Source organism: Bacillus sp. 05T31 (assembly GCF_056396725.1).
Map to the genome: position 1 here is coordinate 19,826 of NZ_JBFTMA010000006.1, position 13,746 is coordinate 33,571.

15 protein-coding genes, 1 pseudogene and 1 other annotated feature are annotated in these 13,746 nt (G+C 35.0%); of the genes and pseudogenes, 6 read left to right on the forward strand and 10 right to left on the reverse strand.

The features are described from left to right. The first annotated feature begins 200 nt into the window (after positions 1-200). Positions 201-959: a TrmB family transcriptional regulator gene (locus AC1DJR_RS00925; RefSeq protein WP_002089427.1), complete on the forward strand. Its 759-nt coding sequence runs from the start codon at positions 201-203 to the stop codon at positions 957-959. Positions 960-1,390: 431 nt separating this feature from the next. Here AC1DJR_RS00925 and AC1DJR_RS00930 read toward each other — a convergent pair whose 3' ends face one another. Together AC1DJR_RS00930 and AC1DJR_RS00935 are read right to left on the reverse strand one after the other, a co-directional pair. Continuing rightward, the gene (locus tag AC1DJR_RS00930; RefSeq protein ID WP_429686431.1) at positions 1,391-2,575 is read right to left on the reverse strand and encodes an MFS transporter; all 1,185 of its coding nucleotides are present in this window, start codon (positions 2,573-2,575) and stop codon (positions 1,391-1,393) included. A 110-nt stretch (positions 2,576-2,685) separates the two neighbouring features. Next, a complete protein-coding gene (locus AC1DJR_RS00935; protein WP_002015963.1) occupies positions 2,686-3,999 on the reverse strand; it encodes an APC family permease in 1,314 nt (437 codons plus the stop codon). A gap of 65 nt (positions 4,000-4,064) precedes the next feature. Then, positions 4,065-4,301 (reverse strand) — a binding site (T-box leader). 165 nt (positions 4,302-4,466) lie between these two features. Between AC1DJR_RS00935 and AC1DJR_RS00940 the strand changes: the two genes are divergently transcribed. After that, positions 4,467-4,694 carry a hypothetical protein gene (locus AC1DJR_RS00940; protein ID WP_002015964.1) on the forward strand — a complete coding sequence of 76 codons (228 nt, stop codon included), beginning with the start codon at positions 4,467-4,469 and terminating at the stop codon, positions 4,692-4,694. A gap of 90 nt (positions 4,695-4,784) precedes the next feature. On the opposite strand, the gene AC1DJR_RS00945 is transcribed toward AC1DJR_RS00940, so the two are convergent. From AC1DJR_RS00945 to AC1DJR_RS00955, 3 genes are all read right to left on the reverse strand, one after another. Then, positions 4,785-5,750 carry a hypothetical protein gene (locus AC1DJR_RS00945; RefSeq protein ID WP_477001860.1) on the reverse strand — a complete coding sequence of 322 codons (966 nt, stop codon included), beginning with the start codon at positions 5,748-5,750 and terminating at the stop codon, positions 4,785-4,787. 129 nt (positions 5,751-5,879) lie between these two features. Further along, on the reverse strand, positions 5,880-6,662 hold the full coding sequence (locus AC1DJR_RS00950) for a membrane protein insertase YidC (RefSeq protein WP_477001861.1): 783 nt from the start codon (positions 6,660-6,662) through the stop codon (positions 5,880-5,882). Positions 6,663-6,690: 28 nt separating this feature from the next. Then, positions 6,691-6,975 (reverse strand): hypothetical protein, encoded by a 285-nt coding sequence (locus AC1DJR_RS00955; RefSeq protein ID WP_002015967.1) that lies wholly within the window; start codon positions 6,973-6,975, stop codon positions 6,691-6,693. A gap of 274 nt (positions 6,976-7,249) precedes the next feature. Between AC1DJR_RS00955 and AC1DJR_RS00960 the strand changes: the two genes are divergently transcribed. Further along, positions 7,250-8,143 (forward strand): YitT family protein, encoded by an 894-nt coding sequence (locus tag AC1DJR_RS00960; protein ID WP_000530031.1) that lies wholly within the window; start codon positions 7,250-7,252, stop codon positions 8,141-8,143. Between the two features lie 341 nt (positions 8,144-8,484). After that, positions 8,485-8,871: a DUF3938 domain-containing protein gene (locus AC1DJR_RS00965; RefSeq protein ID WP_002192344.1), complete on the forward strand. Its 387-nt coding sequence runs from the start codon at positions 8,485-8,487 to the stop codon at positions 8,869-8,871. A gap of 218 nt (positions 8,872-9,089) precedes the next feature. Here the strand turns inward: AC1DJR_RS00965 and AC1DJR_RS00970 are convergent, their stop codons facing one another. The 5 genes and pseudogenes from AC1DJR_RS00970 to AC1DJR_RS00990 form a co-directional block, all read right to left on the reverse strand. Beyond that, on the reverse strand, positions 9,090-9,227 hold the full coding sequence (locus AC1DJR_RS00970; RefSeq protein ID WP_429692143.1) for a DUF3985 family protein: 138 nt from the start codon (positions 9,225-9,227) through the stop codon (positions 9,090-9,092). 89 nt (positions 9,228-9,316) lie between these two features. Continuing rightward, a pseudogene (locus AC1DJR_RS00975) lies at positions 9,317-10,192 on the reverse strand (site-2 protease family protein); the annotation flags it as partial. A gap of 42 nt (positions 10,193-10,234) precedes the next feature. Beyond that, entirely contained in the window at positions 10,235-10,942 is a 708-nt protein-coding gene (locus AC1DJR_RS00980; protein ID WP_429692142.1) for a DUF3169 family protein, read from the reverse strand. After that, positions 10,932-11,171, reverse strand: a complete 240-nt coding sequence (locus AC1DJR_RS00985; RefSeq protein WP_427326826.1) for a helix-turn-helix transcriptional regulator — start codon at positions 11,169-11,171, stop codon at positions 10,932-10,934. Before AC1DJR_RS00985 ends, AC1DJR_RS00980 begins: the two co-directional genes overlap by 11 nt. Positions 11,172-11,573: 402 nt before the next feature. Next, positions 11,574-12,188 carry a DedA family protein gene (locus AC1DJR_RS00990; RefSeq protein WP_477001862.1) on the reverse strand — a complete coding sequence of 205 codons (615 nt, stop codon included), beginning with the start codon at positions 12,186-12,188 and terminating at the stop codon, positions 11,574-11,576. A 414-nt stretch (positions 12,189-12,602) separates the two neighbouring features. On the opposite strand from AC1DJR_RS00990, the gene AC1DJR_RS00995 reads away from it, so the two are divergent. Next, positions 12,603-13,046, forward strand: a complete 444-nt coding sequence (locus tag AC1DJR_RS00995; RefSeq protein WP_477001863.1) for a DUF3978 family protein — start codon at positions 12,603-12,605, stop codon at positions 13,044-13,046. Positions 13,047-13,076: 30 nt separating this feature from the next. Continuing rightward, positions 13,077-13,538 (forward strand): L,D-transpeptidase, encoded by a 462-nt coding sequence (locus AC1DJR_RS01000; protein ID WP_429692141.1) that lies wholly within the window; start codon positions 13,077-13,079, stop codon positions 13,536-13,538. Positions 13,539-13,746 lie beyond the last annotated feature (208 nt).

Consider the following 13,746-nt stretch of genomic DNA (forward strand, 5'->3'; position numbering starts at 1 on the left):
AAGCATCCCCTTCTCGATGAAATTTAATCATACTAATCACTATATTAAGTATAATGGATAAATCAAAAAGCTCAATCTATATAGTTTAAAAACTTGAAATTTATTCTCATTTCAATCAACTTACTTGTTATCTCAACACTTGTGTAAAAACAAATAGTTCATTATCCTTAACATATAATCTCATTCGTTCGGAGGGAACTATGCTACAAAAATTCGGTTTCTCACAATATGAAAGCCAAGCTTATGAAGTTGTCGTATCAAGCAATGACCCATTAGATGCAACAACTATCGTTAAACATTCAGGTGTTCCAAAAGCAAAAATATACGAAGTGTTAGCACGACTCATTGATAAAGGGATGGTAATGGATTCTGTTTCTGAAAAGAAAAAATTGTATACAGCATTACCACTCAAGCTAGCAATTGAAAAGTTAACGACAGAATTCCAATCTAATATTAAAGAACTTGAAAATAATATTTCTAAAAAATCATTTACAGATGACCGCGTTTGGAGTTTAAAAATGCAGTCTTCTATTAAAGTACAAAGTAGGCAACTTGTAGAAGATGCGAAAGAATCCATACGCATCTCCGCATGGAACGATACCCTTTTAGAATATCTTCCTTTACTAGAACAAAAAGAAAAACAAGGCGTCCAAGTCGAGTCCCTCATAGTTGGAAAAGTGGAAACTGACTTAGAAAACATGCATTTTTTAATCCCAGCTCAAGAACCTAACGCATTAGAGCGTTATTTACTACTCATCGTTGACGATCGTGAAATTTTATTTGCTGGTGTAGAGCAAGAATCATGGCAAGCGATGAAAACAATGTCACAACCTTTCGTGAAGTTTTTTACGGAGTTCTTCTATCATGACGTTGCACTTGCGAAGATTACTGAGAAGCACCATGATCTCTTTATGCAGGATGAGGAAATTAAGGAATTGTTGATGAAGTTGAGGTATTAACAAATCCCAAAATCGATTCTACCATTTGAATAGATAATATAATTTTTCATACAAAAAAAGCTGTACCAAACGGAGTTTTACATACTCATTTGGTACAGCTCTTTTTTACGCTTTCGCTAATTCAATTTTATGTAGTTGGTTTTTCGGATGGTTTTGATTTGTAAATACAGAACGTTCATTTCACGATTTTTTTTGCTCCTTTATCTCCATCAAAAGCTCAATAATCTTCTCATTTTGCTCTACTTGTTTCTCAGAATTTTGATAGATGAAACGAATCCATCTAAATACAAAAATAATAAGAAATAATGGGACTAAAGAAATTAGAAAACCAATAATTGAAAAATTAGACTCCATATACTATCACCTCGCTATATACTCCCTTCTCCATTTCTCTACTAACCCCTGCAATTTTTCACACAAAAAAGAACCTATCAAATGATAGATTCTTCTTTCGTAAGCTGATTCGAGCGTCCTCTCGTAATAGAGAAAATCGCACAAAGCAGCGCCAATATAATAAAAACGCCGCCTACCCAAGCGTTATATATAACAGATGATTTTTCAATAACAACTCCGCCCACTGTTGAGCCAAGTGCAATTCCTAAATGAAGTGCAGAGTTATTTAAACCTTGCTGAATACCAGCTGATTCTGGCGCAATTTCAATTAAATAGTTTTGCTGTGCTGGCGAAATTGCCCAGCTCAGCATACTCCAAAGCCCCATCATAATAATGAAAAGCGGGAATGAGAATGTCATCATCGGCAACATAAAGATTGCACATGCAAATACGATAATGATGGAAATAATACTTTTCTTCGATCCCCATTTATCAGCAAGCCAGCCGCCAAGGCCACCTCCAAGTACCGCTGCAATTCCGAAAATGAAGTAAAACACACTAATCCAATTTGCTTCAACATGCATCACATCTTTTAAAAACGGTGTTAAATATGCGTATAGCGTTAAATGACCTGTTAAAAATAAAAATGATGTTAACTGTGCGCTTACAATTTTTTTATCTTTTAACGTAGCAATTTGTTCTCTTATTGATAATACCGATGTCGCTGGTACTTTCGTTAAAAATAATGAAATACAAGCGATTGCTATAACTGTTAATACCGAAATTAATACAAATGGTGCACGCCATCCATATGCATTTCCGAGCACAAGACCTAGCGGTACTCCAAGTACGAGTGATCCACTAATACCCATGAAAATGATTCCAATTGCACGCGCACGAAAATGCGGCTCTACTACACTAGAAGCAAGTGTTACCGATAGTGCAATAATAAGCGAACCACTCGCTGCACAAATTACTCTCGAGAACATTAACATCTCGTAATTCACACTAAATGCCGAAATGATATTTCCAATTAAGAAAATTGATAATGCCACAACATACAATTTCTTTCTTTCAAACTTGCCTGTTAATGCTAATAAAACTGGCCCCGATAGAGCAAATACTACTGAAAATATTGTAATAAGCTGACCAGCTGCACTAATCGACACACCTAAATCATTAGCAACTAAATCAAGCGTTCCTCCTATAATTAGCTCAACCGTTCCGACTACGAAAGCCGCAATAGCTAAAATATATACACGAAAATTCAAGCCTTTCCCCACACTTTCTCTTTTGGTTACTACCATTATAGTAACCAAAAGAGAAAGTGGACGCAAGTACAAATTTTTTTACAGCAAAAAAGCAGGCGTATAATACGCCTGCCCTTCAATCATTAAACTCCAGTTTCTTTCTTCTTATTTAAGTACCAATATACCGGAAGTCCAGTAAATACAATTCCAATTGATAAGAAGCAACTTACCGGATCATTAATAATCGCACTTCCAAGTACAAACAATGATCCTAAAATCGCGACGATTGGTACGATTGGGAATAACGGTACACTGTATGCACGCTCTTTATTCTTGTTACGTTTTCTTAAAATGAAGACACCTATAAATGTCATTACATAGAAAATATAAATAATGAATACGGAAATCTCAGATAGCTTATTCGGATCACTAATAATCATTAAAATAATTCCTAATATGATTTCAACAGTAATCGCATTCGCTGGTGTTTTAAATCTCGAATTTTCTTTTGCAATAAATTTAGAAAACGGAAGGTGTCCACGCTCTGCCATCGACATCGGAATACGTGGGAATGTTAAAATCTTTCCATTTAAACAACCGAAAATAGAAATGATAATACCGATACTAATAATTTTCCCGCCATATTCTCCAAGTAACATTCCCGCAGCTGTCGCCGTTGCGTTTTCTCCAAGGGCTACAATTTTCGCTGCTGGTAATACATTTAATAACGCTAAGTTAATTAATACGTAAGCAGCTGTTACAATTAAAATCCCAACTGTCATTGCCTTCGGTAATAACTTTGTTGGATTCTTCATTTCTCCGCCAATAGAAGCAAGCAAAATCCAGCCATCATAGGCAAATAAAGTTGCTAAAATTGCCATCCCGATACTTTGATTTTCTGATATCGGTACAACTACGTTGAAGATATCACTATTCCCTTTCCAAAACCCTAGCACAACAATTAATATAATTGGAATCATCTTCCCAACTGTCGTAACCGTTTGGACGATGCCCCCATATTTTGTTCCCAAACTATTTATAACGCCTAGGAACACAACTGTTCCAATTGCGATTGGTAAATTCCAGACTTTATCTAAATAGAAAAAATTGATCATTAAAGAACTAAAATACAAACCTAACGTTCCAATAATAGCTGGTCCATAAACAATTGTTTGCATCCAGCCAGATAAATACCCCCAAAAACTTCCGTAAATCTCCTCTAAATACGTATACAACCCACCATTTTTCGGAATTTGCGCTCCAATTTCGGCTACTGTTAAACCACTTGCTAACGTCAACAGACCACCAATTACCCAAGCAAGAATAGCCATATTAGAACTCCCTGAGTAATCTAATACGCTCCCTGGTTTCATAAACACACCAGACCCAATAATAGTTCCTACTACGATAGAAAGTGCTACTGTTAAACCAATTTTGTTTTTCTCATCATGATGCATGCTGCGTATCCTCCTTCCAATTCTAGTGTGATGCAAAAATGAAATAAAAAAACACTCCTCCCTAAAAAAGGGACGAGTGTTGTATTCGTGGTTCCACCCTTGTTTCAATTAGTAAAGTGACACACTTCACCAATTTCTCAAGTCTAAATAACGGTTTTTGCCGGCATGCAATTACTAGATATCCGTTCACTGCTGCAGTTCAGAGGTGGTAATCGATTTTCCCGTATTAGGAAGCTCACAGCCAAAGGCCTCCCTCTCTGATAATCGTAAAAAATTGATCATATCCTCATCATCACTTCTTGATGTCGAATTTTGTAGTTGTTTCCCATTATATTGAATTGTTAGAAAAAATCAATATATTTTTTATATAACATAAGAAACATTTCTCTTCTTATATTATAACAGAAGTTCCGACACTTCTCTAATTCCCTAAAAATGGTATAATTCATGTAGGAGGTGTACTAATAATGATTGCTATTTTTTGTATCATCGCTACGGTTCTTTCTTTTATATTCGCTATCATGTATCGATATAAGTATCCTGGTTATAGCATTTTAGCGGTAGCTATTATACCAGCTGCTTCCTTCTACGTATTAGGTAAATACCAATATACTGAAGTGTTTATCGGTTTTGCAATCTTCTACTGCATCTTTGGATACATACTAACAATGAAAAGAATTTCAATGAATCATTAAAAGGGACCGATTTCTGCTTACAGAAATCGGTCCTCGCATTTGTCATATGTACCTTTCGGTTGCCCACACGAAAGATACTACATAGTTCAATTATTTATCATCTTTTTTCATAAAAAATTTATGATTTGGAAGATCCACATTTAAATCTGCTAATTGTTTCTTTTCCTTTTCTAGAATCGCTTTCGCTTTTTCTTTTGTCGCCTCATCTAAGTTTGCAAAGATGTCTTCATGCTTCCCTTTCTCTGGAAGATTCACACCTAGTTTTGTCAATTCTTCTTTCGCTTGCTCGCGAGTTAATTTCCCGGACTTTTCTTGCTCAAAAATAGACTTCGCTTTTTCTTTTGTCGCCTCATCTAGATTCGCGAACATATCACCGTGCTTCCCTTTCTCTGGGAATTTCACACCTAGTTCTTTCAACTTCGCTTTCGCTTGCTCACGAGTTAGTGTTCCAGACTTTTCTTGCTTCAAAATTGCTTCCGCTTTTTCTTTTGTCGCCTCATCTAAATCCGCGAACATGTCACCGTGCTTCCCTTTCTCTGGAAGCGTTACGCCTAACTCTTTCAATTTCTCTTTCACTTGCTCATGCGTTAATGCTCCGGACTTTTCTTGCTCAAAAATGGACTTCGCTTTTTCTTTTGTCGCCTCATCTAAATTCGCGAATATATCTTTGTGCTTACCTTTCTCTGGGAATTTCACGCCTAGCTTTGTTAATTCCTCATTTGCTTGTTCGCGAGTTAATTTCCCGGATTTTTCTTGCTCTAGAATCGACTTCGCTTTTTCTTTTGTCGCCTCATCTAAGTCCGCAAGCATGTCTTTGCGTTTCTCCTTCTCTGGAAGTTTCACACCTAGTTCCTCTAACTGTTTCTTTGTATCRTCCATAAKCGTTTTTACTTTTTGTTTTGTWGCYTCATCTAAATTCTTCTTTGCAGTTCCTTTTGTAACTTGCTCAGCTGCTGGAGTATTAGTTGCCGCAAACGCTGGTATACCAGCTCCTCCTACAATTCCAAATGATAGAGCACCTGCAATTACTAAATACCCAACTGTTTTCTTCTTCATAGGAAATTTCCTCCTTCATAKTTCTAAAGCATGTACACTTTCGTATACAATGCCAATARTAATGTTGGTTTCTTAAAATTTCCTTAACGATTTAAATAAAAAACACCGCTCATCACGAGCGGCGTTTTTCTAAGCTTTTTGTAATTGTAATTCTTCACGTTCCATTACTTTTCTTAATACAATTGTTTGYGTCATTGTAAATAARTTACCTGTAATCCAATACAGCACAAGTCCTGATGGCGCCGCAAATCCCATAAATAGAATCATTGCAGGCATCATAATTTGCTGTATTTTCAGCATTTGAACTTGTTMTCCAGGCGTTACATTTGATTGGAACACCTTCATTTGAATAAATGTTGTTAACGCTGCGATAATCGGTAATATATGATATGGATCTGCATGTCCTAGGTTCACCCATAAAAATGAAGATGTACGAATCTCTTCAGTTCGACTAATCGCATAATACAAAGCAGAGAAAATCGGCATTTGTATAAAGATTGGCCAGCACCCAGCTAACGGATTCCAACCGCCTGATTTCATTAGTTCTGACATTTCTTTTTGATACTGCTTTTGTTTTTCAAGATCTTTACCCACATCACCGTATTTCTGTTTCAGCTTCTGTAATTCAGGTTGCATTTTTTTCATTTTCGCTTGGCTACGATATTGCGAAACAGCTAATGGAATCATTGCTGAACGAATAACGAGCGTCATGATAATGATGGCAATCCCGAAGCTAGCTCCAGGTATATGATGAGCAACAAATTGAATCATAAATGAGATTGGATATACGAAATAATGGTTCCAAATTCCCGTACTATGTGAATCAATTGTACCTGCATTGCTGCAGCCAGATAAAACAAAAACAAGTAATAATGATAAACTAATGAGCCTAGCTCGGTATGATTTTAACATGTTCATTCCTCCAATGTTTCGTAATTAATTAGCGAAACATTGGTGTATACGGACCTACCTCGTCACTCTCTCCACTCGATTCTTGTCTGCGGACAGAACGAATCATTCCATATTTATAAAAAATAGAAAATAGCGGTACATTTCTTGTACCCTCTTCACACGTATCTACTAGTTTAAAAGCTCTCTGTCTACCGCTCGATGCTTGCTGACGCACAAAGCGAGAAACGTTAGCAAGAAAAAAGACTTCTAATACACAAAGCGCTGTCGTTACAAACGATATATATAGAATTGCATCCTGCAATAAAAATTCCATCGCTTCACATCCTTAATAAAGTCATTTTAGCATATTCAGCAAACATTCTCTATTTCCTTTTGTTCTCAAAAGTTTTTTTGCATATTTTCTCAAAAAATTATGCTAGAAAATCAATGTATACGCTTTCTTTAGTATATTCACACGTATCTTTGAATAGGTTTAATTTTTTAGAAATTTATAAAATTTTTGCATTATAATAAAACTATTGCCAGTTTTTGAAAAAACCTTTATTCTCTTCTTGTAATCAAAAATGAATATGGAGATGAAACATACTATGGGTCAACTAGGAGACGCCGATTACGTTCCCGACACCGCCTTTTTATCCTTCCCAGCAGCTAAAACATTTCACTTAGAATTTATCATACAGTTAGTTGTTATTTTTATAGCTTCTATTTTGTATGCAATTTCTATGAATATGTTTTTTATCCCGCATAATATGATTAGCGGTGGGTTCGCTGGTGTAGGGATGATTATCGGTTATTTAATGCACTACAATATCGGAGCACTTATCTTTTTACTAAACATTCCGCTTCTTATTTTAAGTCACTTTTACTTAGGTAAGAAGACAACCTTTTTAACGGCATACTTCGTAGCTGTATCATCTTTAGCGATGAACATTATCCCAGTACACCAAGTTTCAGACGATATTTTACTTTCTTCTGTATTCGGTGGTGTCATCTGCGGCGCGGCCTCAGGAATCATATTCCGATTTGCTTCTTCAACAGGTGGTTTTGATGTTGTTGGATTGATTGTAGCGAAACATCGCGATGTTTCAATTGGAGCAATCATCTTTGGATTCAACTTAATCTTACTTGTTGCAGCAGGATTTATTTTCGGATGGGATATTACGCTTTATACGTTAATTAGTCGGTTTGTAGTCAGCAAAGTAATTGATGCCGTGCATACAAAACATATTAAATTAACGATAATGACAATTACAGAAAAAGGTGAGGAAATAAAAAGCTCACTATTACATCACGGCATACGTGGCGTAACAATGGTAGATGCTGTCGGCGGCTATACAAACCATAAGAAAAAAATGATTTACACTGTCGTAACTCGCTACGAGTTGGGCGAAATGAAACGTATTATCCGCCAAGTGGATAATAAAGCATTTATGAACATTACTGAAACAGTTGAAATTGTCGGCCGTTTCAAACGTATATAAAAAAGCGCAAGGAACTACAATTCCTTGCGTTTTTTATTTTTTACACTTATTACAAAATCAGATAATTCTATTATTGTATCACTAAATATGTTATAATAAAACTAGACTTACAAAAAAGAGTATATAGACTTGGAAGTTTCTCTTATTTTTATAAGCAAAAAGAAACGAGCAGTCGGGTATATTTCAGACACCATACACGTAACGGTTTAAAAAAAACCGATCATCTTAGTTATTCTTCACTGATCTTTTTATAAAAGATACGTACAACTAAAATTCACTTCAATATACTATACCTACCTTTTTGACTTCCAAATCATCTTATTACATAAGGAGATGAACATATGAATCAATATATACGATACACACTAGCTGTCCTATTTGCCATCGTCGGCGGCGTGATCTGTTTCTGGACAAACACAGAGCTTGGAGAGAATATCATTTTTAATGGAATCGAAACCCTTGTAAGCGCTTCAATTTTAGGCGGATACATTTTCTTCCTCTTCAATCCAGAAGAAAATGCTCAAAAAACAATGTTATTAACAATGATCGGAATCGTTGGTGGATGTATTTCCTACTCAATGACAAACTATACATTACCACTTCAATTAAGCTCAGCTTTCTTCCACGGTCTATGGACTTGGTTTATCGCATTCTGCCTAGCAGATGTATTCAACCTACTACAAGACCACGAAGAAGAAAATGGTCGTCAAATTGAAAGTAACTCGTAAGCTGGAAGATATTCTTCCAGCTTTTTTGTTTCCTGTTCATACCCCATCACCAAAATAAAAAGAAGTTACCTCCACGGCAACTTCTTTCCCATATACCCCACTTAGTATTCAATTAAATATATCAACGATTTTTAAAATATATCGATCGTTTCTCCACTTATATCAGCGATTTTTTCATTATATCGACGGTTCGACACTCAAAACGCACAACATGTCTATCACCCAAGTAACTTACTGCCGAACTCAACGATTAAAAAGATAATTAATAGGATCGCGAGTACCTTTAATGCTACATACGCCACTTTAAAAACAGCATAAATGAGCAAGACTATCAAAATAATCGATAAAATTTCCATATGTATCTCCTCCTATCTCTTTTATTCTACCTGTACTTCGTTTTTTATGAAATCGAATAAGATGACATATAAAAAAGAGGATACCTCACCCCGTTTAAATCCATTTTGGTAATGGCCTTTGCATGTTCCTTTGCTTCTTGCAGAGAAAGGCTATCCATCTGATAAAGAGCTTTATATAAAAGATACCAACTATGAAAACTACCAACGAAAAATCTATTTTCCTTCGTTACAGATAGCTGAACAATTTGTTCTATATACGGTATCGCTCTTTCTATTCCCTTTTGATCAGCTCGGGCATAAAAGACGAGCATAAGTCCGCTCATTATCTCTCTTATACTTTTATCCTCTTTTAATTTTTCCTCACTAAGTTCTACTAATCTCTCATCCCAATCTTTCGGTCTTTTATAACTAAATAACTCACTCGATATTTGAATCGTATATAAATGTTGCTTAGCTTTTTCATCATCTTTAATTAAAATGAGAAATTGCATGCCATCACTCAKAAGCGTTCCTTTTATCGGCACGATTGTAACTGCAAAAATCACAAAGTGGAAAACGGAAAAATATAAAAGATATTGATAATAGCTCACCATGTATATGTAACCTGAAGTAATACCGAATAATAAACTCATAATTGGTCCGCCTAAAGTCATCCACGCCCATTTCTTTGAAAGGTTCGGTGTCTCTATAGAAGACGGCGCTAACATCACCACGCCACCAAAGTACGCCCATAATTTATTTTCTCGAATGCGTAATTTCCCCTTTTCTTTTTGAACAGTGATAGGTCCTACTGTCATAAATTTAAAATTCAAACCACCTATCAAACCAAATACTATGTGCCCTAGTTCATGAATGGCTAACACTAATAATACAATTCCAAATACTGCCCATATATTCAACATTACTTCTAATTTCCCAGTTCGAATTACTCCGTATAAAATGGACAGAACTAGCGCCGCCGTCATGGAACCAGCTGGCCTTCTTAAAATATCCACCTTTTTCTCCCCTTAATAAATCATTTTCCTCTGCATTTCGTACATGAATTTTCCGAGATGCAATATCCAAATAAATGAGATTAAGCCAATTAATACAAAATCGATATCACTAGCCGCTGTATATATAACGGCAGCCCACCATACATATGCCAATATTGTATTCGTAAATTCATATGCTTTATATCCAGCCTCATGCACAATGTGCTTTAATCCTTCATCTGCGTTTTTCGTCCACATTTTCATAGATTCCATATATGTTACACCTTGTTCAGGATATAGCTTATTATAACGATTTTTTGTTATGAGCCCGATAACCACTACAATAGTTAAACAGACAATAGAAGCTACTAAATTCCACACTGCAAATGACACATTTGTATCCTGTAACAGTGCACGTCTACATGTAATAACTGCATATACAAACCATGCCTGCGTAACTATATCACCTACACGTAAATATATACTTATAATGCCTAATTTTCTGCCTTGTACGCTCTCTTCTTCATCGCGTGCCTCCGCTAACATACGTGTATTCTTCCAAGTGTAGTACATCATTAAGATTCCAAAAATAGTACATACACCTGTTAATATATTGGGTGATAATTTTCTCGGTTCATCCGAGAGTAAATCTAAAGCTATATAAGATGCAAAAAAACCACCTACCATACTTAATATGAGTTTGCAAAAACTAAAAAATTGTTCCCAAAGTTTACTCTTCATCGTCCTCTTCCCCCTCCACCAACATAAATATCTCCTCCACCGGCGCTCCAAAAATTTGTGCGATTTTTAGCGATAACACAATAGATGGTGCATAATCTCCGCGCTCAATTAAACTAATGGTTTGCCGTGATGAGCCAATCGCTTTCCCTAAATCCCCTTGTGATAAACGATGCTTTGCTCGAAATTCCCTCACTCGATTTTGAAGCTTCATGTCTTCCCTCTTTTTCATTTATTTAATTAAAATTGTAAATAATATCCTTATATTTGTCAATTATAATTGTCATTTTGACGTAGATACATGTCAAAAACGAATATATATTATACTAAACATAACGTATATAATAATCTTCAAGAACTACATAATTGAGGTCAACGTAAACTTCCTTATTACTGAAAATAGCACCTACCAAGGTTATAGCACTGGCTTTTCTAGTGAATTTAATAAATATGAACCCCTTTCCGAACTAAGCGACGATACGTATGAACTTTCACCTAATAGAACGGGAACGTATTATATACCAGCCACCGGTTACGGTATCGATGGAAAAATAAAAGCAAACTGGAAAATACAATAAAAAAGGCAGTGCTTTTGCACTGCCTCCCTAAAATCTGACATAGAATGGATTCCATATTAACTTGCGTTTTGTAAAAATACTCGTTTTAGTTGCTTGCGGAAACGAACGCTTAACGTAATTGCTACAATGACAATCGCTCCGAAAATGATTTTGCCGATATGATCTCCCAGTAATCCGAAAATATCMTGTAAGTTACCACCTAACCAGTAGCCGCCAATTAAGAAGAACGATACCCAGAATAAAGCACCTGAATAAATTGTAATTGCAAAGCGGCGAAACGGTAAGTTAATGATACCTGCAAAGTATCCTGTAAAATGACGTACACCAGGAATGAAGAAGCCAATAAAGATAAGGAAATATCCATATTTATCGAACCACATTCTCGTTAAATCAATTTTTCTTTGTGTTAAAAATACGTACTTCCCGTATTTTTGAACAAAAGGCATACCAAGCTTATTACCTAAAAAGTATTGAATCGTCATTCCTACACTTGTCCCAATAAAGGATAGGATAATTAAAATAGGTAAACTTAGATCACCCTTCTGTGCTAAAAACCCCGCATATGCTAATGTTGGCTCTCCCGGAAACGGAAGTGCAATATATTCTAACAGCAAGCCTACAAGTACTACATAATACCCATATTGCTGAAATAATTCATGAACCCATTCCATGTCATCTCCCCTTTCATTCACGTACAACTTGTTACTATTATTGTATAAAAAAATTGTCGAAATAACTATCACAATAGCTTACATTTTTATTACATTTTTGTAAGGCTCATTCTAAAGTTTTTTGTTCTCTATTTACTTATATCTATTAGCATTGAAAAACAAGCTAACAACTATATATCACGCGAAGGAAATCCATTAATATACATTTTTCATCCAGTTTTTAACACTCGAAAACCACCTTATTTTGTTCTCTATAAAAAACCACCACAAACTCATATGAACTTCATATTAGCTTCATATACGTATTGTAAGATTATATCGGAATTTGTTGAAAAATTTAGCTAATATATGACTAAACATTAAACTGAATAAATATAAGTCGCTTTTCGAAATTGAAAAAAGGGTGAATAAGAAATGGAAGCTTATAAAATGCACGATTTTATTAATACGAATGTTGAATCTCATCAAAATGAAACCGTTTTTAATTTACAAATATGTGAAACAAATGAATTTGACGTAAGTTTAACAAAATCTACAACGCTGTCTTTTATCGTTTCAAAAAAGAACATTAAGATCGTCACKAGAAAATGGGTTAATTCAAATCAAGAAAGCATGATTGGCAAAAGCTACATCATTCCAACGAAAGCTTTTCACTATTTCTTACCGATTATTTCTGAAACTGAAGATGAACTAAATATTCGAGTTCAAAGTTTTGGACTACATGGTGAGCTTTTATTAAATGAAAGATTACTTATCGATAAAAACAACAAATGTAATACAAAGATTACTRCCTTCTTTGAAACATTAGATGAAAATGTCAATCAAGCATTACGAGGATTACAAATTCATTGTATGTAAGACTACTACAACAAGTAAAAGGAGAATATAATGAAAAAACTATTATTAAGTGCGCTATTATCATTAGGATTTTTAACTCTTCCATTCACTACTGCAGAAGCAGCTACGACGAAAGATCAGCTTATCGTAAACACAAAAATAAATAAAATGGATTATTATCAAGATGGAAAATTCATAAAAAGTTTCACTGTCGCTACTGGAAAAGCAGCAACACCAACACCTAAGGGTACTTTTCAAATCGTAAATAAAATTAAAAACCGTCCTTACTATACAAGAAAAATTAAAGGCGGCGATCCACGTAATCCACTTGGGGACCGCTGGCTCGGATTAAATATGGCAGGAACTTACGGAACAACGTATGCGATTCATGGAACTAACAATAATCAGGCAATCGGGAAAGCAACAACACTTGGTTGTATTCGTATGTTTAACAATGATATTCACTGGTTATTTGAGCGCGTTCAACAGCAAGCTACTGTCACTGTAAATTAGCCTAAGAACAAGATTTATGTGTAGCCAAGAATTTTATGTCTTGGCTTATTTTATTTATTCATTTACAGTAGCAAAACAACTGTATTTACATATATAATAAAAATAGATTGCATTCAACATCATCGTAACATTGATAAACATAGATATTAAAATTATACAGTTATAATATTTTATAAATTTTACAATACATACTATAATAGAACTACTG

Excerpts from the sequence above, each read along its gene's own strand:
- AC1DJR_RS00925 (WP_002089427.1), top strand. The coding sequence starts at position 201 with ATGCTACAAAAATTCGGTTTCTCACAATATGAAAGCCAAGCTTATGAA.
- AC1DJR_RS00935 (WP_002015963.1), bottom strand. The coding sequence starts at position 3,999 with ATGCATCATGATGAGAAAAACAAAATTGGTTTAACAGTAGCACTTTCT.
- AC1DJR_RS00940 (WP_002015964.1), top strand. The coding sequence starts at position 4,467 with ATGATTGCTATTTTTTGTATCATCGCTACGGTTCTTTCTTTTATATTC.
- AC1DJR_RS00955 (WP_002015967.1), bottom strand. The coding sequence starts at position 6,975 with ATGGAATTTTTATTGCAGGATGCAATTCTATATATATCGTTTGTAACG.
- AC1DJR_RS00960 (WP_000530031.1), top strand. The coding sequence starts at position 7,250 with ATGGGTCAACTAGGAGACGCCGATTACGTTCCCGACACCGCCTTTTTA.
- AC1DJR_RS00965 (WP_002192344.1), top strand. The coding sequence starts at position 8,485 with ATGAATCAATATATACGATACACACTAGCTGTCCTATTTGCCATCGTC.
- AC1DJR_RS00970 (WP_429692143.1), bottom strand. The coding sequence starts at position 9,227 with ATGGAAATTTTATCGATTATTTTGATAGTCTTGCTCATTTATGCTGTT.
- AC1DJR_RS00980 (WP_429692142.1), bottom strand. The coding sequence starts at position 10,942 with ATGAAGAGTAAACTTTGGGAACAATTTTTTAGTTTTTGCAAACTCATA.
- AC1DJR_RS00985 (WP_427326826.1), bottom strand. The coding sequence starts at position 11,171 with ATGAAAAAGAGGGAAGACATGAAGCTTCAAAATCGAGTGAGGGAATTT.
- AC1DJR_RS01000 (WP_429692141.1), top strand. The coding sequence starts at position 13,077 with ATGAAAAAACTATTATTAAGTGCGCTATTATCATTAGGATTTTTAACT.